The 22,044-nt window shown below is 68.2% G+C and carries 19 protein-coding genes and 1 tRNA gene; 15 read left to right on the top strand and 5 right to left on the bottom strand.

Features of this window, described 5'->3' with window-relative positions; all coding sequences use genetic code 11:
- Positions 1 to 17: 17 nt before the first annotated feature.
- The 7 genes from ACIGEP_RS09635 to ACIGEP_RS09605 all read left to right on the top strand — a co-directional run bounded on the left by ACIGEP_RS09635 (position 18) and on the right by ACIGEP_RS09605 (position 7,468).
- A complete protein-coding gene (locus ACIGEP_RS09635; RefSeq protein ID WP_396661402.1) occupies positions 18 to 1,067 on the top strand; it encodes a methionine ABC transporter ATP-binding protein in 1,050 nt (349 codons plus the stop codon).
- Positions 1,060 to 1,725 (top strand): methionine ABC transporter permease, encoded by a 666-nt coding sequence (locus ACIGEP_RS09630; RefSeq protein WP_396661401.1) that lies wholly within the window; start codon positions 1,060 to 1,062, stop codon positions 1,723 to 1,725. The genes ACIGEP_RS09635 and ACIGEP_RS09630 overlap by 8 nt, the downstream gene beginning before the upstream one ends.
- Positions 1,722 to 2,891, top strand: coding sequence for an acyl-CoA dehydrogenase family protein (locus ACIGEP_RS09625; protein ID WP_396661400.1), 1,170 nt, complete (start codon positions 1,722 to 1,724; stop codon positions 2,889 to 2,891). Before ACIGEP_RS09630 ends, ACIGEP_RS09625 begins: the two co-directional genes overlap by 4 nt.
- Positions 2,888 to 3,901, top strand: coding sequence for an aldo/keto reductase (locus tag ACIGEP_RS09620; protein WP_396661399.1), 1,014 nt, complete (start codon positions 2,888 to 2,890; stop codon positions 3,899 to 3,901). The genes ACIGEP_RS09625 and ACIGEP_RS09620 overlap by 4 nt, the downstream gene beginning before the upstream one ends.
- Positions 3,898 to 5,091: an acyl-CoA dehydrogenase family protein gene (locus ACIGEP_RS09615; protein ID WP_396661398.1), complete on the top strand. Its 1,194-nt coding sequence runs from the start codon at positions 3,898 to 3,900 to the stop codon at positions 5,089 to 5,091. The genes ACIGEP_RS09620 and ACIGEP_RS09615 overlap by 4 nt, the downstream gene beginning before the upstream one ends.
- Before the next feature lie 22 nt (positions 5,092 to 5,113).
- Positions 5,114 to 6,502, top strand: coding sequence for an NtaA/DmoA family FMN-dependent monooxygenase (locus tag ACIGEP_RS09610; RefSeq protein ID WP_396661397.1), 1,389 nt, complete (start codon positions 5,114 to 5,116; stop codon positions 6,500 to 6,502).
- Positions 6,503 to 6,613: 111 nt separating this feature from the next.
- Positions 6,614 to 7,468 (top strand): sulfurtransferase, encoded by an 855-nt coding sequence (locus ACIGEP_RS09605; protein ID WP_396661395.1) that lies wholly within the window; start codon positions 6,614 to 6,616, stop codon positions 7,466 to 7,468.
- Positions 7,469 to 7,515: 47 nt separating this feature from the next.
- Here the strand turns inward: ACIGEP_RS09605 and ACIGEP_RS09600 are convergent, their stop codons facing one another.
- On the bottom strand, positions 7,516 to 8,565 hold the full coding sequence (locus tag ACIGEP_RS09600) for a LacI family DNA-binding transcriptional regulator (RefSeq protein ID WP_396661394.1): 1,050 nt from the start codon (positions 8,563 to 8,565) through the stop codon (positions 7,516 to 7,518).
- Positions 8,566 to 8,744: 179 nt separating this feature from the next.
- On the opposite strand from ACIGEP_RS09600, the gene ACIGEP_RS09595 reads away from it, so the two are divergent.
- The 5 genes from ACIGEP_RS09595 to ACIGEP_RS09575 all read left to right on the top strand — a co-directional run bounded on the left by ACIGEP_RS09595 (position 8,745) and on the right by ACIGEP_RS09575 (position 15,591).
- Positions 8,745 to 10,064 carry an ABC transporter substrate-binding protein gene (locus ACIGEP_RS09595; RefSeq protein WP_396661393.1) on the top strand — a complete coding sequence of 440 codons (1,320 nt, stop codon included), beginning with the start codon at positions 8,745 to 8,747 and terminating at the stop codon, positions 10,062 to 10,064.
- Positions 10,065 to 10,134: 70 nt separating this feature from the next.
- Positions 10,135 to 11,022: a carbohydrate ABC transporter permease gene (locus tag ACIGEP_RS09590; protein WP_091358116.1), complete on the top strand. Its 888-nt coding sequence runs from the start codon at positions 10,135 to 10,137 to the stop codon at positions 11,020 to 11,022.
- A gap of 2 nt (positions 11,023 to 11,024) precedes the next feature.
- Positions 11,025 to 11,933, top strand: a complete 909-nt coding sequence (locus tag ACIGEP_RS09585) for a carbohydrate ABC transporter permease (RefSeq protein ID WP_396661392.1) — start codon at positions 11,025 to 11,027, stop codon at positions 11,931 to 11,933.
- A 1-nt stretch (position 11,934) separates the two neighbouring features.
- Positions 11,935 to 14,532: a family 78 glycoside hydrolase catalytic domain gene (locus tag ACIGEP_RS09580; protein WP_396661391.1), complete on the top strand. Its 2,598-nt coding sequence runs from the start codon at positions 11,935 to 11,937 to the stop codon at positions 14,530 to 14,532.
- A 21-nt stretch (positions 14,533 to 14,553) separates the two neighbouring features.
- Entirely contained in the window at positions 14,554 to 15,591 is a 1,038-nt protein-coding gene (locus tag ACIGEP_RS09575) for a family 43 glycosylhydrolase (protein ID WP_396661390.1), read from the top strand.
- 111 nt (positions 15,592 to 15,702) lie between these two features.
- Here the strand turns inward: ACIGEP_RS09575 and ACIGEP_RS09570 are convergent.
- The 3 genes from ACIGEP_RS09570 to ACIGEP_RS09560 form a co-directional block, all read right to left on the bottom strand.
- Positions 15,703 to 15,776, bottom strand: a tRNA-Gly gene (locus ACIGEP_RS09570).
- A gap of 65 nt (positions 15,777 to 15,841) precedes the next feature.
- The gene (locus ACIGEP_RS09565) at positions 15,842 to 16,129 is read right to left on the bottom strand and encodes a hypothetical protein (RefSeq protein WP_396661389.1); all 288 of its coding nucleotides are present in this window, start codon (positions 16,127 to 16,129) and stop codon (positions 15,842 to 15,844) included.
- 28 nt (positions 16,130 to 16,157) lie between these two features.
- Positions 16,158 to 17,330 carry an MFS transporter gene (locus ACIGEP_RS09560; protein ID WP_396661388.1) on the bottom strand — a complete coding sequence of 391 codons (1,173 nt, stop codon included), beginning with the start codon at positions 17,328 to 17,330 and terminating at the stop codon, positions 16,158 to 16,160.
- A gap of 69 nt (positions 17,331 to 17,399) precedes the next feature.
- Here ACIGEP_RS09560 and ACIGEP_RS09555 point away from each other — a divergent pair, with 69 nt between their 5' ends.
- Both ACIGEP_RS09555 and ACIGEP_RS09550 read left to right on the top strand, forming a co-directional pair.
- Positions 17,400 to 18,278, top strand: coding sequence for a LysR family transcriptional regulator (locus ACIGEP_RS09555; protein WP_396661387.1), 879 nt, complete (start codon positions 17,400 to 17,402; stop codon positions 18,276 to 18,278).
- Positions 18,279 to 18,331: 53 nt separating this feature from the next.
- Entirely contained in the window at positions 18,332 to 19,369 is a 1,038-nt protein-coding gene (locus tag ACIGEP_RS09550; protein WP_396661386.1) for a zinc-dependent alcohol dehydrogenase family protein, read from the top strand.
- Here ACIGEP_RS09550 and ACIGEP_RS09545 read toward each other — a convergent pair.
- The gene (locus tag ACIGEP_RS09545; protein ID WP_396661385.1) at positions 19,350 to 19,958 is read right to left on the bottom strand and encodes a TetR/AcrR family transcriptional regulator; all 609 of its coding nucleotides are present in this window, start codon (positions 19,956 to 19,958) and stop codon (positions 19,350 to 19,352) included. The genes ACIGEP_RS09550 and ACIGEP_RS09545 overlap by 20 nt on opposite strands.
- A gap of 61 nt (positions 19,959 to 20,019) precedes the next feature.
- On the opposite strand from ACIGEP_RS09545, the gene ACIGEP_RS09540 reads away from it, so the two are divergent.
- Positions 20,020 to 22,041 carry a beta-galactosidase gene (locus ACIGEP_RS09540; protein WP_396661384.1) on the top strand — a complete coding sequence of 674 codons (2,022 nt, stop codon included), beginning with the start codon at positions 20,020 to 20,022 and terminating at the stop codon, positions 22,039 to 22,041.
- The last annotated feature ends 3 nt before the right edge of the window (positions 22,042 to 22,044 follow it).

The raw sequence follows: 22,044 nt of genomic DNA, 5'->3' as shown, positions 1-22,044 counted from the left end.
ACCGGAGAAGAGCACTCATGAGCACCGCCATTTCCTTCGAGAACGTCTCCAAGTCCTTCACGGTGAAAGGACGAACCTTCGCCGCCCTCAACGACGTCACCCTGACGGTCGAAAAGGGGGAGATCTTCGGCATCGTCGGATTCTCCGGCGCCGGCAAATCCACGCTCCTGCGCACCGTCAACGCGCTCGAGCGACCGACGAGCGGCCGGGTCGTCGTCGACGGTCGCGAGATCTCCGCTCTGCACGGAAAAGCGCTCTACGCCGCACGGCAGAGCATCGGCATGGTGTTCCAGCAGTTCAACCTGCTCGAGTCGCGGAACGTCTACAAGAACATCGCCTACCCGTTGCGGCTCGCGGGGCTCTCCGCGGACGAGACGCTCGACCGCGTCGAGGAGCTGCTTCGCTTCGTCGGGCTCACAGACAAGGCGCTGTCCTACCCTTCGCAGCTCTCCGGCGGGCAGAAGCAGCGCGTCGGCATCGCCCGCGCCCTCGCCACCCGTCCCGACGTCCTCATCTCCGACGAGGCGACCAGCGCCCTCGACCCCCAGACGACGGGTGAGGTCCTCGACCTCCTTCGCAGAGTTAACCAGGAGTACGGCGTCACGATCCTGCTCGTGACCCACGAGATCGATGTGATCCGCGAGATCGCCGACAAGGTGGCCGTCATGGAGAACGGCGAGGTCGTGGAGCACGGCAGCGTCTACGACGTCTTCTCCGCGCCGCGGCATCCCACGACCAGACGGTTCGTCTCGTCCGTCCTGCACCACGTACCGTCACCCGACGCGCTCGACAAGATCCGTGCCGTCCACCACGGTCGGCTCGTGCAGTTGCACGTCGAGGATCGGGACACCAATCACCCGTTCCTGTCTCAGGTCGCCCGTGACCACGGCGTCGACTTCAACGTCGTCTTCGGAGGCGTCGACGAACTGCAGGGACGCCTGTTCGGCAGCCTGACCGTCGAGCTGATTGGCGCCGATGAGGCAGTGGATGCCGCGATCGGCGGACTGCGGCGGACGACTTCCGTCACCGAGCTCGACGCACGTATACCGGAGGTGGCTCATGCGTGATTTCGACCCCGATGCCTTCTTCCCACGGCTGTGGGATGCCATCGCCGAGACCGGCCTCATGGTGACCGTCGCCTTCGCCGGTGCTGCGGTCATCGGAGTCCTGTTGGGACTTCTGCTCTACGCGAGCCGTCCCGGCAACCTGCTGCAGAACCGGTTCGTCTTCGGCGTGCTCAACTTCGTGATCAACGTGATCCGCCCGATCCCGTTCCTCATCGTCGCCATTGCGGTCATCCCCCTCACGCGCGTGATCTTCGGGACGGGTCTGGGCCCGCTGCCGCAGACGATCCCGCTCATCATCGTCGCGTGCGTCGCCATCGCCCGCGTCTCGGAGTCCAACCTCGTCGCAGTCAGTCCGGGATCGATCGAGGCGGGCACGGCGATGGGGGCGAGCCCCGCGCGAGTGCTGTTCTCCATCGTCGTGCCGGAGGCGCTCGGCCCTCTCACCCTGGGCCTCACCTACATCCTCGTCGCGCTCGTCGACGCGACTGCGGTGGCGGGCGTCCTCGGGGGAGGCGGGCTCGGGTCGCTCGCGATGAACTACGGGTACCAGCGCTTCGACTGGATCTCGGTGGCGATCGTCGTCCTCGTCCTCATCGCCCTCGTCCAGGCGGCGCAGTTCCTCGGCAATGCGGTGGCTCGGAAGGTGATGCACCGATGACCCTCGCCTTCGATGAGTTCCTGGCACGCGTCGCGCCTGACGCGGCTCGGCGGGAGCGCGATCGGTGTCTGCTGACCGCCGAACTCGCCGAGCTGCGCGGGATCGGCTTCGGCGCGTGGCGAGTGCCGGCGGCCTTCGGCGGGTCGCCCCTGCGCCTCGAAGAACTGTTCGCCCGCCTCATCCGTCTCGCCGGCGCCGACGCGAGTCTGGGGCATGTCTGGCGTGGGCACATCGCCTTCGTGGAGTCGCTGCGACAGCAGCCGGCGGCCGTCGCGGCACCGTGGTTCGAACGCATTCTCTCGGGCGATTTCGTCGGCAACGCCCAGTCGGAGCGTCACGACACCGCTCGGCTCGAGACCCGCATCGATCGCTCCGCTGGTTCCCCTCTCCTTTCGGGCACGAAGTACTACACGACAGGGAGTATCTACGCCGACTGGATCCATCTCGCAGCGTTGGACGGTGACGAGCGGGTCGCCGTCACTGTGTCGGCGCACCACGACGGTGTGCGCTCGACCGACGATTGGGATGGCTTCGGTCAGGTGCTGACCGGCAGCGGCACGACCGTCTTCGACAGCGTGCCGGTCGGCGTGGACGGCATCCTTCCGCCCTCGAGTGATCCCGCCGGGGCTGCGTGGCACCATCTCGGGTCGATTCTCCAGCTGGCGCTCGTCGCCGTCGTCGCGGGAATCGCGCAGCGCGCTCTCGACGACACCGTCGCCTTCGTGACGCCACGCCGTCGCACGTTCGGGTTCGCGGGCGAAACCCTGCCTCGTGAGGACCCCCTCGTCCAGCTCGTGGTCGGCGAACTCAGCGTCGCCGCGTCGACCGCGCGGCGGCTGGTGCTGTCGGTCGCGGCCGACCTCGGGGATGCGTCGGAGTCGGGCGCCAGCGTCGAGCGCATGCGCGACATCCAGTTCGACGTGTTCCGACTACAGGAGCTGGTACCTCGGCTCGTGCTCGATGCGACGACCCGTCTGTTCGAGGTCGGCGGAGCTTCGGCGGTAGGCAACGGGTACGCGCTCGACCGTCACTGGCGCAACGTCCGCACGATCGCGTCCCACAACCCGGTCATCCAGCGGACCCGTGCGCTCGGACAGTTCGCGCTGACCGGCGATCTCCCCGACTGGCAGGCGCCCGCTGCGGACCGCTCGGAGGCATCCCGATGACCCTTCCCTCGATCACGCTCGGCGACGGGCTCATCGTTCCCGCGCAGGGCTTCGGGACGATGTCGCTCACACACGCCTACGGGCCGGCGGATGAGCAGGAGTCGATCGCCACACTTCACGCCGCCATCGACGTGGGGGCGTCCCTCATCGACACCGCCGACATCTACGGCAACGGCGCGAACGAGGAGCTCGTCGGACGTGTGGTCCGCGCCCGCCGCGACGAGGTCGTCCTCGCCTCGAAGTTCGGCTTCCTGCCCGACCCGGATGCCGACGGTCTGCGGGTCCGTGGAGATAGGCCTTACGTCCGCGCGGCCGTGCAGCGGAGCCTCCGGAGGCTCGGTGTGGAGCGCATCGACCTGTACTACTACCACCGGGTCGACCCGCGGGTGCCGATCGAGGACACCGTGGGCGCGATGGCGGAGCTCGTCGATGACGGACTGATCGGCCACATCGGCTTGAGTGAGGCGACGGCTGCGGAGCTCGCGCGCGCACACGCCGTGCACCCCATCGCGGCCGTGCAGAGTGAATGGTCGATCTGGAGCCGGGATGTCGAGGATCACGTCATCCCTACGGCGGTGGACAGGGGAGTGGGCTTCGTGGCGTACTCGCCGCTCGGGCGAGGTTTCCTGACCGGGGCCGTCAGCGCGGATGCCCCGCCGGATCCGACCGACAGTCGTCGCAACTTCCCGCGGTTCGACGCGGAACGTCTCGGCTCGAACGAGGTGATCGCCGATGCGGTGCGTCGACTCGCGGACGACGAGGGAGTGAGCCCCGCCCGGCTTGCATTGGCCTGGCTCTACGACCGGGCGGATGCGCTTGGTGTGGCGCTCGCGGCGGTTCCCGGCACGCGTCGCGCCGACCGGGTCCGGGAGAACATCTCCGCGCTCGGGTACAGCCCGTCCACCGACACGGTCGTAGAGCTCGATCGCCTCGCGGCGCTGGTGCAAGGGGATCGGGCGCGCGATCCGCTCACGATCTCGCAGGGGCGCGAGCGGACCGCTGGCGCATGAGTCGCACCAGCGATGCCGTCCGGAGGTTCAGCGCCGTCTTCGACGAGGTGGGCCGGGAGGCCGTCACCCGCGAACGCGACCGGCGGCTTCCGCACGCCGAGGTGTCAGCGCTGCGCGAGGCCGGCTTCACGAAAGTGACGCTTCCCGAGGAGTACGGCGGTGGAGGGGAGCCGCCGTCTGTCCTGTTCGAGCTCCTCGCCGAGCTCGCCCGTCGGGACCCGAACCTCGCGCAGCTGTTCCGTTCGCACTTCTCCTTCGTCGATCGCACCGTCCTGGCGGCGCCGTCACCGCAGCGCACCCGCCGCCTCGAACTGATCTCGTCGGGCGCGATCGTCGGCAACGCCAGTCATGAACGGTCGGCCGCGAAGGTGGGGACTCTGGCCACGACGCTCAGCGACTCGCCGGGCGGACTCGTGCTGGACGGCACGAAGTACTACAGCACTGGCACCCTGTTCGCGGACCTCGTCTCCGTCGCCGCCCAAGATGACGACGGGGCTCTCGTGTCGGCTCTGGTCCCCACGAACGCCGCGGGCGTCGAGGTCATCGACGATTGGACAGGCTTCGGTCAGCGCATGACCGGCAGCGGTACGACGGTCTTCCGTGCTGTCACGGTGACGGAGGATGCCGTCTCGCGCCGACTCACGGGCGGACCGTCACACGGCGGAGCCTTCGTGCAACTGGTCCTGCTCGCGACGGTCGCGGGCATCGGTCGGGCGATCGTCGACGATGCCGTCCAGTTCGTGCAGACCCGCACCCGGACCTTCAGCCACGGCTCGGCGGCCACGGCCCGCGAAGACCCGATCGTGCAGGAAACCGTCGGCAGACTGTCCGCTCTCGCATTCGCCGCCGACTCGGCGCTCGCCGCCGCCGCCGCGGGCCTGGACGAGTCGACGACGGCGCAGCGGAGCGGGGTCTCGGGGGAGCCGCTCCGTGCGATCATCGAGCCCGTGGAGGCATCCACCACCCGTGCACAGCTCGTCGTCCTTCCGTCGGTCCTCGAAGCCGCCACGCTCCTCTTCGAGGTGGGTGGCGCGAGCGCGGTCGATACGCGGCTCGCCCTCGACAGGCACTGGCGTAATGCCCGAACGATCGCGTCCCACAATCCCGCGCCCTTCAAAGCCCGAGCCCTCGGCGATCTGCTCCTCAACGACGTTCCCGTTCCGGGATGGTGGAGCACAGGTGAGGCGTGACGAAGACCCGGAAAGGCACAGAATGACCGAGCCCAAGAAGCTCATCCTGAATCTGTTCGAGATGAACACGGTGAGCCACATCACCCATGGACTGTGGACCTTGCCGGGCAACAACCGGCACCGTTTCAACGACATCTCCTACTGGCTCGAGCTGGCCCAGATCCTCGAGCACGGCGGGTTCGACGGCATCTTCCTTGCCGACGTCGTCGGTGCGTACGACGTCTTCCGCGGGGGTCCGGAGACGGCGATCCGCGAAGGGCTGCAGATTCCGTCGAACGACCCGCTGCTCGTCATCCCCGCCATGGCCGCGGTCACCGAGCGGCTCGGATTCGGAGTCACCTTCTCGACGAGCTACGAGCCGCCGTTCGCCTTCGCGCGTCGCATGTCGACCCTCGATCACCTCACCGACGGGCGCGTCGGGTGGAACATCGTCACGTCCTACCTCCCGAACGCCGCGCGCAACTTCGGCCTTGCCGACGAGATCCCGCACGACCGTCGCTACGCCATCGCCGACGAGTTCCTCGACGTCGTGTACAAGCTCTGGGAGGGCTCGTGGGATGACGGCGCGGTCATCGCCGACGCGGCTGGGAAGACCTACACCGATCCCTCGAAGGTGCGCTACATCGACCATGTCGGCGAGAACTTCCGTGTCGCCGGTCCCCACCTCAGTCAGCCTTCCCCGCAGCGCACGCCCGTCCTCTACCAGGCCACAGGGTCAGCGGCCGGGATCGAATTCGCCGGCCGCCACGCCGAGCTCGTCTTCACCGGGGGACGGACGACCGCGGAGTTCGTTCAGAACGCCGAGCGGATGCGGGGGGCCGCCGCGCGTCACGGGCGCACGGCGGACGACCTCAAGTTCGTCGTTCAGGCGGGCGTCGTCGTGGGACGCACGGAAGAGGAAGCGTCGGACAAGTGGCGCACCTATCGCGAGCAGACCAGCGTGGAGGGCATCCTCGCCCACTCCGGATTCCCGTTCGACCCGACGGTGTTCCCCAGGGAGACCCTCGTTCGTGACGCCCTCGCGCAGGCCGGGATCCCCGAGAAAGCGGTGCCGACTGCCGCCCCTGACACTACGATCGGTCAGCTCATCGACGGGATTGCCGGTGGACGGGAGGGCCGGTTCTTCGTCGCCGGGACGCCGGGCGTCGTCGCCGACGAGATCGAACGGTGGCTGGACGAGGACGGCGTCGACGGGATCAACCTGCGCCAGTACCACTCCTTCGACACGGCTCGTGACTTCGCTGAGCTCGTCGTGCCCGAGCTGCGCGCGCGGGGGCGGTTGCTCGAGGGCGGACCGACGCTGCGGGAGCGTCTGTTCGATCGGGGACCACGACTGCCCGAGAATCACATCGCCGCACGCTACCGCGGTGGGGCGAATCTCACCGTCCCGGTTCCACCCCTCTTCGGCTGAGGGAGTGCGCGGACGACTCGTACGGTCGCGCGTGTGAATGAATATGACGAACCTCTACGTCGTGTTTCACGTGCCCGTTCTGGGTCGGCGCAACGCCTGGACGATGGGAGGATGTCGCACCTGGTCACTGTCGAGGAGCTCGCCACCGAGCTGTCCTCCGGTGCGCCCCTGCGTCTGCTGGACGTGCGGTGGCGGCTGAATGAGCCCGAGGGTCGTCCGGCGTACTTGAGCAGCCACGTTCCTGGGGCCGTGTACGTCGACCTCGAGCGCGAGCTCTCACGACCCGGACACCCGGAGGAGGGTCGCTACCCGCTGCCGGACACCTCGCAACTCGAACAGGCGGCACGTCGCTGGGGCGTCAACGGCGGTGACCGCGTGGTCGTCTACGACGACAACGACGGAGTGGCGGCCGCTCGTGCGTGGTGGCTTCTCCGGGGCTACGGGGTGGACGTTCGGCTCCTCGACGGCGGATTTCCGGCATGGCTGTACTCCGGAAATCGCCTCGCTCGCGGCGATCACATCTCCGCTCCAGGGGACGTGAAGCTGGGCGCTTCGCACCTCCACGCCGTCTCGATCGACGAGGTCGCGAGCGCCGAGCGTCCGGGATTCCTCGTCGACGTCCGCGCGCCGCAGCAGTATCGAGGTCAGGTCCCCGGCCTCGAGGCCGACGCCGGGCACATCCCGGGTGCCATCAACATCCCCACGGTGACGCACATCGACTCGCGCGGGCGTCTCCTGCCGCCGGAGCGCATCCGCGAGACACTGAGGTCCCACGGCCTGGAGCCGGACGCCTCCGTCACCGTCTACTGCAACAACGGGATCGCTTCGGCCCATTCGGCGCTCGCGTTCGAGTCGGCGGGCTATCAGCCACAGCTCTACCCCGGCGGGTGGAGCCAGTGGAGCAGCTCGCCCGGGCGTCCGATCGCCATCGGGCGAACCCCCGCCGACATCATCGTGGCGGCGTGACACTCGACATGCGTTGATCGAGCCGTGGCCGCTCGACGAGCATCTGCTCAGTCTCGACGCCACGCTGCGCCCAGGGAGGACGTGCGGGGAATGAGTCGCGGCTCGAGGGTCACCGTCCGGTTCCGGATGGTCGGGTTCTCGATGCGCTCCAGCAAGAGGTCCGCCGCCGCGTGACCCATCTCTTCTCCGGGCTGGGCGACCGTCGAGATCGGCACGGCGCTTTCGGAAGCGAAGTGGTTGTTGTCGTAGCCGGTGACGGCGATGTCTTCGGGCACCGAGAACCCAGGGGCCTCTCCGAGGAGCTGAACGAGCCCGATGGCCAGGAGGTCGGATGCCGCGATGACGGCGTCGAAGGCCTGTGACTCATCCGCAAGGAGCCGCTTCGCGACTTCGCGTCCGTGACGGATGTTGAGACCCCGGGTTTCGATGACGTCGAGCGTGGCACCGGGAACCTTGGCGACAGCTTCCCTCGCGCCGTCAAGACGAGAGGAGACCGCCGACAAGAAGAGAGGTCCACCTGTGAACAGCAGTCGCCGCCGGCCGAGAGCGAGGAGATGCTCCGCCGCCAGGCGTCCGCCGTGGCGTTCGTCGACGGTCACGCCTGAGTAGGCGAGTGCGGGCGACTCGTAGTTGACGAGCACAGTCGGAGTCGATCGCGTGGGCAGAACGCTGGATCGCGCGAGTGCGGTGTCGAGGGGGGCGAAGATAATGCCGGCGACCCTCGACCTATCGAGCAATTCGAGGTTGTGGACCTCTCGGGTTGGTTCGATGTCCGAGTTGACGATGAGGACGTCCATCCCGCGCCGCCGCATCACGTCTTCGACCCCGCGAGCGATGTCGACGAAGAAGGAGTTGCCGAGGTCGGCGAGGACGAGCCCCACGGAGGTGCTGACGCCCGCCGCGAGCGAGCGGGCCGCGTCGTTTCTGACGAAACCCAATTCGGCTATCGAAGCCATGACTCGTCGCCTCGTGGCTTCTCGGACCTTCTCGGGGTTGTTGAGCGTGTTCGACACGGTGCCCAGAGCGACCCCGGCGTGCGCGGCAACGTCGGCCATGCTGGGCTGCGGCTTCGGTGCCGGTGACCGCTCCACGACCATGTGATCCCCTTCGCCGCGGCAAATCGGGTGACGCCGACGACTGATGTGATCTTAACGGGCGTTCACAACAAATGAAGCGTTTCATATTCGTTACCCACCGCGCGGTTGACACCCAGGCGCTCTGGTGCCATCCTTTGTTGAAGCGCTTCAAAAAAAGGCGTCACATTCAAGGAGGAATAGTGTCCACAGCATCGCGGCGCGCCCGTCGCCTCGTTCCTGCTCTCGCCGCTCTCGGCGTAGGCGCTTTCGCGCTTGCGGCCTGTGGTCCGGCCGGAAGCCCGTCTTCCGGGGAGTCGACAGGCGAGTTCACCTACCTCGGCCAGACCGAGAACACGACGATCATCGGCACCCTCGAGACGCTGTCCAAGGACCAGTGCGCCGCCGAAGAGAAGGCCGCTCCGCTGAAGGCGGACGACATCGCCGGTACGCAGTGGGACCAGCAGCTCCAGTTGTTGGCCAGCCAGGATGGCCTGTCGAGCATGTCGATGGCAGCGGGGACCCCCTCGCTGATGAGCCAGTTCATCGACGCAGGCCAGGTTCTCAACCTGTCCGAGACCCTCGATGAGCTCGGGGTGGCGGATCGCATCCAGCCCGCAGCCGAGTCGACGATCAAGGCTCTGTACGGTGACGGCAGCCTCTACGCTCTCCCGACAGAGTTCAACATCGAGGGTTTCTGGTACAACAAGGGGCTTCTCTCCGACAACGGCGTCGAGGTCCCGGAGACCTGGGACGACCTCGTTTCGGCAGCCGAAACCCTCGATGCCGCCGGCGTCCAGCCCTTCAGCGCGGCGGGCAAGGACGGCTGGCCCGTCACCCGTCTGGTCGGCGACTACATCTTCCGCGACCTGGGCGCCGACGCGCTCCAGAAGGTCGCCGACGGAGAAGCGAAGCTGACCGACCCCGAGTATGTCGCAGCCGCTGACGCCGTCGCCGAGCTCGGGAAGGCCGGATACTTCGGCGACGCGGTCGGGTCTGTCGACTACAACGCCGCGATGAACACCTTCCTGACCGGCAAGGCCGCCTTCTTCTACATGGGCAGCTGGGCCCTGGCGAACTTCGCCGACGAAGCCCAGAACCAGATCGGCGGACCGGACAACATCGGGTTCGCCCGCTTCCCTGCCGTCGACGGCGGCTCCGGCAGCATCGACGAGATCCCGGCCAACGTCGGCATCCCCGTGATGTTCGCGCAGAAGAACTACGGCGACGACACCGGCGCGTGGATCAAGTGCATCGCCGAGAACTACGGCGACACCGTGCTTGCCGACAGCGGTGTCGTATCCGGGTTCGTCGTCGACAACCCGCCGGCAGACCTCCCCTCGACCACTCAGGCCGTCCAGGCCGAGATCGAGGCGGCGCCCTCGAGCGTGCTCTGGTTCGAGGCGCTGTTCAGCTCGGAGGGCACCAGCGTCAGCCAGACCAACGGAGGCGGTCTCGCCACGGGCTCGGTCTCCGGTCAGCAGTTCATGGAACTGGTCCAGGCAGCCAACGACAAGGGCTGAGCCACACCACGGTCAGGGCGGGCCCTGGGCCCGCCCTGACCTCCGCTCATCCACACCCGAAAGACCCCCAATGAACAAAGTCCTGGGCGACAAGCGCGCCATCTTCGTCCTCGTAGGCCCAGCCCTGTTGGTCTACTCCCTGATCATGCTGATCCCGATCGTGTGGTCGCTCTTCTACACGGTTCAGGACGGTAACCCCATCACGGGGTTCGAGTTCAACGGCGTCGACAACTTCGTCACGTTCTTCCAGGACCCCGCCGCGTGGAACGCCATCGGATTCACCCTGATGTACGCCGCGATCCTGACGGTCCTCCAGGTGGGCGTCGGCTACCTGCTTGCGCTGATGTACGTCTTCTGGCTGAGGAAGGCGTCGGGCCTCATCCGGACGATCGTCTTCTTCCCGGTCGTTCTTCCCACCGTCGCCGTCGCTCTCCTGTTCCAGCGGCTCTTCGAAGCAGCACCCACCACAGGCCCCGTGAACTCCCTGCTCAACGCCTTCGGGCTGGAGTCGGTCGACTGGTTCGGGACGCCAGGAGCCGCTTTCTGGATCATCATCCTGATGGACCTGTGGCGGTCGATGGGGTTCTACGCCGTGCTCCTGTACGCAGGCCTCGTCGACATCCCCGACGAACTCCTCGAATCCGCACGCATCGACGGTGCCGCTGGGTGGAAGCTCGTCCGGACCATCGTCCTACCCCTGTCGCTGCCGGTGCTGCTGTCCTCGCTGATCTTCAGCATCAACGGCACCCTCAAAGTCTTCGACACCGTCGTAGCGCTCACCAACGGCGGTCCAGGCAGCGCCACCACCCCGCTCACCCTCTACATGTTCCGCACGTCCTTCACCTACGGCCAGTACGGGTACGGAAGCACGATCGCGCTCATGCTCACCATCCTCTGCCTCCTGTTCACCGTGTTCATCTTCCGGTCAACGCGCCGCGACCTCACGAAGGAGAGCTGACCATGACGACCACCAGCCTGCTGGTATCCGGCAAGCGACTCGAGACCGCGACGCGACCCCCCGCTCGCCGCCGCCGAGGCCCGAAGGACTTCTTCGGACGTCTCCCCCTACGGATCGGCATCGCGATCCTGCTGATCATCGAGATCTACCCGATGGTCTGGATGCTGCTCGGTTCCTTCAAAACGCAGAACGAGTTCCTCAACGAGCCGTTCTGGGCGCTCCCGAGCTCGTTCGGCTTCGAGAACTACGTCGAGGTGTTCACGACCGGCGAGTTCGGCAAGTACGTCCTCAACAGCGTGATCGCCGTCTTCCCATCCCTCGCGATCATCCTCGTCTTCGGCGCCGCAGCTGGCTTCGCTCTCGAGGTGATGGTGTGGAGAGGACGGGGCACGGTCCTGCTCCTATTCCTTGCCGGGATCATGGTTCCGGCTCAGATGATCCTGCTGCCGCTGTTCACGATCTACTTCCGGACGGGCCTGAACGGATCGCTCTGGCCGCTGATCCTCACCTACACGGCGATCGGCATGCCGCTGACCGTCTTCATGATGGCCACGTTCTTCCGAGCCGTGCCCCGCGAGATCTTCGAAGCCTCCACGCTCGATGGTGCCAACATCTTCCGGTCCTTCTGGTCAGTCGGCCTCCCGCTGGTGAGGAACGCGCTGTTCACCGTGGGACTCGTCCAGTTCTTCTTCCTCTGGAACGACCTGCTCATCGCGCTGACGTTCACCAACAGCAGCGATCTCCGCACGATCCAGGTCGGATTGCTCAACTTCACCGGCCAGTACGGAGCTGTCCAATACGGGCCTACCTTCGCCGCCATCGCCGTGAATGTCTTCGGCACCCTCCTCATCTACCTCTTCCTCAACCAGCAGGTCATGAAGGGCCTCACCGCAGGATCAGTGAAAGGCTGACATGACCACCATCACCGAGCTCTGGCTCGAGAACAGGCGCGGCGGAAAGACGATCGGTATCGGAGAAGCGGCACCCCGCATCTCCTTCACCGCCGTCGGGCCCGGACCGTTCGACCTTCGCTTCGCGCACGACGACGGCCGCGTAGAGATGACCACCGTTTCGGACACGCAGCTTGTCGCTTGGCCCTTTGCGCCGCTGAGCGCCCGGGAGGGCGGCGAACTGCGCGCCGGGTCCACCGAGGACGCCCTCTCGGTCCGGGTTGAGACAGGCCTCGGGCACGACTGGAACGTCGACTTCGTCTCACCTTCCGTCGAAGCGGACCACGAAGGACCTCGCCCTGCATGGCTCTTGCGTGCAGCCTTCGACCTCGCGCGAGTCCCCGGCGACATCGCCCGCGCCCGCGTTTACGCGACGGCGCACGGAGTCTACGAACTGGAACTCAACGGCGCGCGCGTCGGGGACGACGTCCTGGCACCCGGCTGGACCAGCTACGGCCACCGGATCCGCTATCAGACGCACGATGTCACCGACGCGCTCGTCGGCGGAACGAACGTCATCGGAGCCTGGCTCGCGGACGGCTGGTACAGAGGCCATATCGGCTTCGATGGCGGGCTGTGGGACATCTACGGCACCGACGTCGCCCTGCTCGCTCAGCTCGAGGTCACCACCACCGACGGCACCATGCATCACATTCCGCTGGAGTGGGCGTGGTCCGCGTCACCCATCACGGCGGTCGGCCTGTACGAAGGGGAAACCTTCGACGCGAGACTCCTGCCGCGCGGGTGGTCGACGCGATCCTTCGACGCCGCTGCCTGGAGCCCGGTCCAGGTCCTGCCCCGCGCCGACTTCACCGCGCGCATCGAATCACCCACGGCCCTTCCCGTACAACAGGTCGAAACCATCGCGCCGGTGTCCGCGGAGCGTCGACCGAACGGTCGCATCCGCCTGGACTTCGGTCAGAACATCTCCGGCGTCATCCGGATCCGAGTACGAGCTGAAGCCGGCCGCACTGTGCGGCTCCATCACGCCGAAGTCATCGAGAACGGCGAACTCGGAACTCGACCGCTCCGCGGCGCCACGTCCATCGACACGTACACGACGCGCGGAGGCGGGGAAGAGGTCTACACGCCGCGGTTTACCATCCACGGGTTCCAGTACGCGGAACTGGAGAACTGGCCCGGCGAACTCACTGACGGGGACGTGGAAGCCGTGGTCATCCACACCAGCATGCGTCAGACGGCCTGGTTCGAGTCATCCCATCCCGGTCTGAACAAGCTCCACTCGAACGTGCAGTGGAGCATGCGCGACAACTTCGTCGACCTCCCCACCGACTGTCCGCAACGCGATGAGCGCGTCGGCTGGACCGGCGACATCCAGGTCTTCGCACCCACCGCGCTGCGCCTCTTCGCTGCTCAGGGAACTTTGACGGGATGGCTCAGGGATCTCGCCTTCGAGCAGGCCGAGCAGGGGCATGTGCCCCAGTTCGTGCCGTGGATCGAATGCGGTTTCCCCAACTTCCCGACAGCCGCGTGGGGAGACGCCGCGGTGGTCGTGCCGTGGGAGATGTACCTCGCCGACGGCGATACCCGGATCCTCGCCGAGCAGTACGCGAGCATGTGCGCCTGGGTGGACCTGGTCGACAACCTCACCGGCAATAGCGGCCTCTGGAACAGCGGCTTCCAGCTCGGCGACTGGCTTGACCCCACCGCACCGCCGGAGGACCCGGGCAAGTCCCACACCGATAAGTACCTCGTAGCGACTGCCTACCACGTACGCACCGCACGCATCCTCGCGGACACCGCAGCGCTCCTCCGCAAAGAGGAGGACGCACAGCGGTATGCGGCGATCGCCGATCGCGCCACACGTGCGTTCCAGGACGAGTTCATCTCCGGATCCGGTCGGGTTGTCAGCGACACACCCACGTCCATCGCCGTCGCCCTCGTGTTCGACCTCTTCGAGAGCGAGGCTCAGGCTGCACGGGCCGGAAGGCGGCTCCTCGAGCTGGTGGAGCAAGGCGGGTTCCATATCTCCACGGGATTCGTAGGCACGCCCATCATCTGCGACGCGCTCGTCCTCGCAGGAAGTGTCGACTACGCGTACCACCTGCTTCGGCAGGAGGAGTTGCCGTCGTGGCTCTACCCGGTGTCGATGGGAGCCACCACTATCTGGGAGCGGTGGGACTCGATGCTGCCTGACGGCAACATCAATCCCGGTGACATGACGTCCTTCAATCACTACGCGTTGGGCGCCGTGGCGAGCTTCTTGCACCAGTCCGTCGCCGGCCTCGCCAGCGACGCCCCCGGATGGGAGCGCGTGCGGTACCAGCCGCGACCCGGGGGCGGACTGACCCACGCATCCGCTCGCTATGACAGCGTGCGCGGCACCGCTTCCATCCGATGGACGCGCGACGGGGACGCCCTGACCATCCGCGTCGAGGTGCCCGCCGCCTCCACCGGTGTCGTCGTCCTACCCGGCAGCGGCCGGGAGATCGAGGTCGGCCCCGGCGAGCACACCTTCACCGAGTCATTCCGACCCGCCAGCGACGATCCGGCGGCACCGGTCGTCGGATGGCGCAAACCCGAACCCGTTGACGCCTGAGCGCGTCATAGAAAGACGTCCATGCAGACATCCATCAAGCCCGGCCAGGTGTGGCTCGACACCAAGGGCGAACGTATCCACGCGCACGGCGGCTCTGTGATCACCGTCGACGGTGTCCACTACTGGTACGGCGAGAACAAAGAGTTCTCCGCACCCGGAAGCGGTATCTGGCACTGGGGTGTCCGGTGCTACTCGTCGACCGACCTCTACAACTGGGAGGACCGCGGGCTGATCATCCCGCCGGTGGAAGACGAAGAAGACTCTCCGCTGCACCCCAAGCAGCTCGTCGACCGGCCGCACATCATCTACAACGCCGAGACGAAGAAGTTCGTCGCGTGGCTCAAGATCATGACCAAGGGATCCCTGCAGCGCTCCACGGTTCTGACAGCGGATCACATCCTCGGTCCCTACGAGATCGTGCGCACCTGGCTGAAGCCGTTGGACATGAGCGCCGGGGACTTCGATCTGGTCGTCGACCCGCACGACGGCAAGGGGTACTACTACTTCGAACGCGTGCACTCGGAGATGATCTGCGCCGATCTCACCACCGACTACACCGACGTCACCGGCTATTACTCCACCCACTTCCCGCAGCCTCAGCCGCCTTTCGTCCGCGAAGCTCCCGCCCACCTGTATCGCAACCGGCTGCACTACCTCCTGACCTCGGGAACGACCGGGTACTACCCGAACCCGTCAGAAGCGGCCGTATCGCGCTCCTACCATGGTCCGTTCGAGGTGCTCGGGGACCTGCACCCGACCGACGAATCCCGCACCTCGTTCCACTCCCAGATCTCCTCCGTCTTCACGCACCCGGATAAGAAGGACCTCTACATCGCGATCGCGGACCGGTGGCTGCCGAGGTATCTAGACCACGGCGCCCGCGCCCACGACGCGTTCGTCGAGCACTTTGCCCCTGGCAAGGACGGCGATGAGCCGATGGAGGAGTTCGCCGATGTCGACACGACCATCGCGGACTACGTCTGGCTGCCCATCCGTTTCGACGGCGACCGGCCCGTCATCGAATGGCGCGACGAATGGACCATCGAGGAGTTCGACTAGATCCGCGCAACGCGGCTCCGTCGTCGCGAAGTCCTCGATGGCCGAGTAGCGGCCGACTGCCTGCGTAGCCTTCGATCGCAGGTGCAATCAAGGAGGCGTGAGAAGTGACAGTGGAGGGGCTGACGGGAATCGAACCCGCGCTGTCTGCTTGGGAAGCAGAAGTTCTGCCATTGAACTACAGCCCCGTGCGCCCGGAGGCACCCGGCAAGCCTAGCAAGACCGGGAGCCTTCCGTTCGAAGGCGCGGGCGCTCAGTCCGTCGACGGAGGCGGTGTGCCCGGGCCCTGCGGGGGTGCGGGCGGCTGCCCGGGGTGCGGGGGCTGGCCACCGGGGTACCCACCACCGGGGTAGGGCGGTCCCGGGCGGGGCGCGAAGGTCATGCCGCTCTCCTGCATCGCGCGCAGCATCCCGTTCTTCACCGCCGTCCGCTGGATGAGATAGCCCACCCAGATCATGAGGGCGATGAATCCCACGTAGAGCACGATCATGAGGATGATCAGGCCGACACCGAGTCCTGCGAATTCCCCGTATCTGTTCATGCCCCGCACCCTATCGGCGCAGTCCGCGTCAGTCACGCACGGCAAGCGATGAGATCGCCACGAGCACGCCCAGGACCGCGACGAGACCAGCCAGTGCCAGCCATCCACCCGCCGTCCAGGCCGCGGCCCCGACGGTGCCGAGCACACTCGACCCGACGTAGTACGCGACGCTGTAGAGCGCGACCGCGTGCTGTCGTCCGGACCCGCCCGCCCGTGCGGTCGCCGCGTTGGCGGTCGCGTGCGCGAGGAACATCCCCGCGGTGATGAGCAGGATGCCGGCCACGATCACCGGCACGGCCGGTGCGACCGTGACCGCGGCGCCGACGGCCATCGCCGCCCCACCGGCGACCAGCGGCATCCGTGTGCCCCATCGGTGGACGAGGGCTCCCGACAGTCGCGAGGTGACCGTGCCCGACAGGTAGGTCAGGAACACGAGCGAGACCGCGGTCGCGCTGAGGAAGTACGGCGCCGCCTCGAGCCGGAACCCGACGGCGTTGAACACCGCGACCATCGCGCCGACCACCATGGCCCCGATCCCGTAGAGCGGCAGCGCCCGCACGTTGACCGCCTGACGCAGCAGGGTCCGCAGACTCGTCCGCAATGGCACCCCACGGTGCGGCGCCGTGGGGGGCAGCAGCACGGCGAACAGGATCGTGAGAGCGGCAGCCAGCACTCCCAGCAGCTCGAGCGACAGACGCCAGCCGACGAGCTCGCCGACGGGAGCGGCCACGAGCCGCCCGGCGAGACCGCCGACGCTCGTCGCCGCCACATACGCCCCCGCCGCGACGCCGGCCCGGTGCGGACCGGCGGCCTCGTGCAGGTAGGCGACGGCGAGGGCGGGGATGCCGCCGAGCGCCGCGCCGAGCAGGAAGCGTCCCGCGAGCAACCCGGCGAACCCCGGCAGCAGGGGCGACGCGATCGCGATGACGGCGGCGGCCACCGCGGCGACCTGCAGCATCCGTCGACGGCCGAACCGGTCGGCGGCTAGGGCCCACGGCACGATCGCGAGCGCGAGACCCAACGTGGCGGATGACACGACCCACGACGCGTCGGCGGCAGTCAGCCCGTAGGTTTCGGCGATGCCCGTGAGCAGTCCCTGCGGGGCGTAGAGCACTCCGAAGGTCGCGATCCCCGTCGTCCACATCGCCGCGCCGAGCCGGCGGGGCGCCGCGGTCACGATCGGGATGTCGAGGGTCGTCACTCACCCCACGGTAGGCACGTTTTCCATTCACATCCAATACCGATACCTGTGCAGCGATAGCATCAGCGTATGAATCCGGACCGTCTCACGGCGCTGCTTCCGCACCTGCCACTGCTCGACGCACTCGGACGCGATGAGCACGTCACCCGCGCGGCGCACGCGCTCGGTGTTCCGCAGCCGAGCGTCAGTCGAGCGCTCCGCCATCTCGAGGCGCAGCTGGGTGTCGCCCTCGTCGCCCCCGAGGGGCGCGGCATCCGCCTCACGCCGGCCGCGCGGCGCATGCTGCCGGGCGTCCGGGTCGCACTCCGCGCCGCGCAGGACGCGATCGACTCGCTCGACGAGGCGCGCGCCACGGTCTCGCTCGCCTTCCAGAACTCGCTCGGCGAGAACCTCGTGCCCCGTCTGGTGCGGCGCCTTCGTGAGGAACGCCCCGACATCCACGTCCGTCTCTGGCAGGGCGCGCGCGACGCGTGCCTCGCCGAGCTCGCCTCAGGGCGCACCGACCTCGCGATCGTCTCGGGGGCGGCCGCCGGGGGCGCGGCATCCGTTCACCTCTACGACGAGCCGCTCGTCGCCGTCGTGCCCGCCGGCCACCGCCTCGCGAGCGCCCGGCGGGTCGCGCTCGCCGACGTCGTCGCCGAGACCCACGTCACCCTCAAGCCGGGCTACGGCCTGCGCCGCACGCTCGAGCAGCTCTTCGCCGCCGAAGACGCCGAGCTGCGGATCGCTTTCGAGGGCGACGACCTGCGCACGCTGCACGGCCTCGTCGCGGCGGGCCTCGGCATCGCGGTGGGGCCCGAGGTGCCGCATCCGCTCGACGGCTGCGTCCAGCGTCCGATCGACGACCCGCGCGCCGTGCGCGACATGGGGGTCGTCTTCCATCCGAGCACCCGTCCGCCGGCCGTCGACGACGTGATGCAGGTGCTCATCGAGGTCGCGCGCGCGTGAGCGCGCCCCCCCGCGACGGCAGAATCGGACGAGCGGATGCGACGGAGGGCACAATGCGCGCGATGATCATGGACCGGATCGCCGGCCCCCTCACGGTCGCCGAGGTGCCGGATCCGGTCGCCCCCGACGGCGGCGTGGTCATCGAGGTGCACGCCACGGGTCTGTGCCGCAGCGACTGGCACGCGTGGGTCGGGCACGACGACATCGCCCTGCCGCATGTGCCCGGCCACGAGTTCGCGGGTGTGGTCGCCTCCGTCGGACGCGGCGTCGAGCGGTGGCACGTCGGCGACCGCGTGACCGTGCCCTTCGTGTGCGGATGCGGCCGGTGCGAGTGGTGCCTCGCCGGCGACGCGCAGGTGTGCCCGAACCAGGAGCAGCCGGGCTTCACCCACTGGGGGTCGTTCGCCGAACGCGTCGCGATCCACGCCGCCGACCGCAACCTCGTCGCCGTGCCGGAGCAGATCTCGCTCGCCGCAGCCGCAGCGCTCGGATGCCGCTTCGCCACCGCCTACCGCGCCCTCACCGCCCGTGCCCGGCTGCGCGCGGGAGAGTGGGTCGTCATCGTCGGTGCCGGCGGCGTCGGCCTCAGCGCCGTCATGATCGCGACCGCACTCGGAGCCCGCGTCATCGCCGTCGACCGGTCGGCGTCGGCGCTCGAGGTCGCACGGTCACTGGGCGCCGAGCACGCCCTCCTCGCCGACGGATCGGACATCCCCGCCGAGGTCCACAGCCTCACCGGGGGCGGCGCGCACGTCTCGGTCGACGCGGTCGGCAGCGAGCAGACCTGCGCGGATGCCGTCCACAGCCTGCGCCGCCGTGGGAGGCACGTTCAGGTCGGGCTGCTGCCCTCGGCATCCGGTCTCTCCGCGGTGCCCATGGCACGCGCGATCGCGTGGGAGCTCGACCTGCTCGGCAGCCACGGGATGGCCGCTGAGGACTACCCCGGGATGCTGCAGCTGATCACGCGAGGCGCGCTGCGCCCGCAGGACCTCGTCGAACGCACGGTGTCGCTCGCCGAGGCGGCGGAGCTGCTGCCCGCCATGGACACGGCATCGCCCGCGGGGATGACGATCATCGATCCGCGGCGCTGACCGGCGCGGGTAGGAGCAGCGCGTCGAGCGCGACGCGCATCGCCGCGACGGGATCGGTGCCGTCGGCGAGCCAGCGCACCTGGATTCCCTCCCATGTCCCGATCACCAGGTCGGCGAGCATCGTGGCATCCGTCGTCGTCGTCAGTCTGCCGAGCGACCGGTCGTGCTCGATCGCGGCGGCGTACTCCGGGATGACCGACGCGTAGCGCTGTCGCAGCCACGCGTGCGCCTCGTGGTCGGCGTGCGTGGCCTCGGCCTGGACGACCGTGAACATGCGGACGAGCTCGCGACGGCCGAGGTTGCGTTCGACGATCGCCAGCACGGTCGGGAGGAAGCCGTCGCGCGCGGAGCGCGCCGAGAAGTCGGTGTCGGCGGCATCCTCCTGCGACAGGACCGCGGCCAGCAGTGACACCTTGGTGGGGAAGTGGTGCATGACCGTCGTGAGGCTCAGGTCGAGCTGCTTCGCGATCTGACGGAGCGACCCGCCCCGGTAGCCGTGCGTGCCGAAGACGGCCGTCGCGCTCGCGATGATCTCGCTGCGCCGCGCGGCGGACTTGGCGTAGGGGCCCCGAGAGGGCGCATCGGTCATGAGGGCAGTGTAGATCGATCGAAACCGTGCATATGCACGTTTTTGGCACTAGCGTGGTCGCGTGCAGAACTACCGCTGGGTGAAGGACGGCTCGCAGCAACCGGGGACCATGCGCTACGGCGCGGACTACAACCCCGAGCAGTGGCCGCGCGAGGTGTGGGACGACGACGTGCGGCTCATGCGCGAGGCGGGGGTCAACATCGTCTCGCTCGGGATCTTCTCGTGGGGCCTGCTCGAGCCCCGCCCCGGCCAGTACGACTTCGCCTGGCTCGACGAGATCATCGACCTGCTGCACGCGAACGGCATCGATGTCGACCTCGCGACCGCGACCGCTTCGCCTCCCTCGTGGATGGCCCGGCGGCATCCCGAGATCCTGCCGCAGACCGTCGACGGCACGATCCTGTGGCCCGGCGCCCGGCAGCACTGGCGGCCGACCTCCCCGATCTTCCGCGAGTACGCCCTGCGCCTCGTGCGAGCGCTCGCCGAGCGCTACGGCGATCACCCCGCCGTCGTCGCGTGGCACATCTCCAACGAGCTCGGATGCCACAACCTCTACGACTACTCCGACGACGCCGCGCGGGCGTTCCGCGTCTGGCTCGAAGCGCGCTACGGCACGATCGAGGCGCTCAACGACGCCTGGGGGACGGCCTTCTGGTCGCAGCACTACGAGGAGTGGGACGAGATCCTGCCGCCGCGCTCGGCGCCCACAATCCGCAACCCCGGGCAGCAACTCGACTTCGAACGCTTCTCGTCGGACGCCGTCCGCGACCACCTGCGCGCCGAGGCGGCCGTGCTCGCCGAGGTGACCCCCGGCATCCCGCGGACGACGAACTTCATGGTCGCGCAGAACGTCCGCGACATCGACTACCCGTCGTGGACGCCCGACGTCGACTTCGTCTCGAACGACCACTACCTGCGACCCGGCGAGCTCGGCCGCGACGACCTGTCGTTCTGGGCGAACCTCACCAGCAACATCGCCGGCGGTCGGCCGTGGTTCCTCATGGAGCACGCGACCAGCGCCGTGAACTGGCGCGAGGTCAATCCGCCGAAGCGCTCGGGCGAGCTCGTCCGCGACGCGCTCACCCACGTCGGGCACGGTGCCGATGCCGTCTGCTACTTCCAGTGGCGGCAGTCGCGGGCCGGCGGTGAGCGGTACCACTCGGGCATGGTGCCCCACGCGGGCGAGGACAGCCGCGTGTTCCGTGACGTGGTCGCGCTCGGCGGGGCGCTGCGCGACCTGTCGCCGGTGCACGGGTCACGGCGCGAGAAGGCGCGCGTCGCGATTGTCTTCGACTACGAGTCGTGGTGGGTCAGCGGACGCGACGCCCACCCGACCGAAGCGCTCGCCTACGACGCCGAGACGATCGCCTGGTACCGGGCGCTGCTCGATCTCGGCGTCCGCGCCGACGTCATCCCGGTGGGCGCAGCGTTCGACGGCTACGAGGTGCTCATCGCGCCCATGCTGCACGTGATGCCGGACGACTTGCGCGCCCGGCTGACGACCTACACGGATGCCGGTGGCCACCTCGTCACGACCTACTTCTCGGGCATCGTCGACGGAAACGACCGCGTCTGGCTCGGCGGGTACCCCGGCGCGCTGCGCGACCTGATCGGCGTGATCGTCGAGGAGTTCGTGCCGCTGCTGCCCGGCGAGGGCGTCGCCCTCGCCTCGGGCGCCGCCGCGACGGCGTGGACCGAGCGGATCGTCCACGTCGGCGACGACGTCGAGGTGCTCGACACCTACGCCGACGGCGACCTCGCGGGCGCTCCAGCCGTGACGCGTCGCCGCCTGCCCACGGGCGGGTCGGCGACGTACGTCTCGGCCGACATCGGTCGCGACGGTGTCCGCGGTGTGCTCGCGGGTCTCGGTCTCGATGCGCTCGTCGCCGATCCGCGGTCGGTCGACGGGCGGCTCGATGTCATCGAGCGCGGCGATGCCGACGCGCGGTACGTCTTCCTCTCGAACCGGACGGACGAGGCGGTCGAGTCGCCCGTCATCGGCGACGTGCTCGTCGGGGAAGCCGCGGCATCCGGTGTCGTCGTGGCACCGCGGGGCGTGGGGGTGGTGCGCGTCGCGCGGTGAGCG

The sequence above is a fragment of the Microbacterium sp. NPDC077663 genome, from assembly GCF_044542795.1.
Classification (GTDB): Bacteria; Actinomycetota; Actinomycetes; order Actinomycetales; family Microbacteriaceae; genus Microbacterium.
Note: the sequence above shows the minus strand (reverse complement) of the source record. Positions and strands in the feature narration are given on the sequence as shown.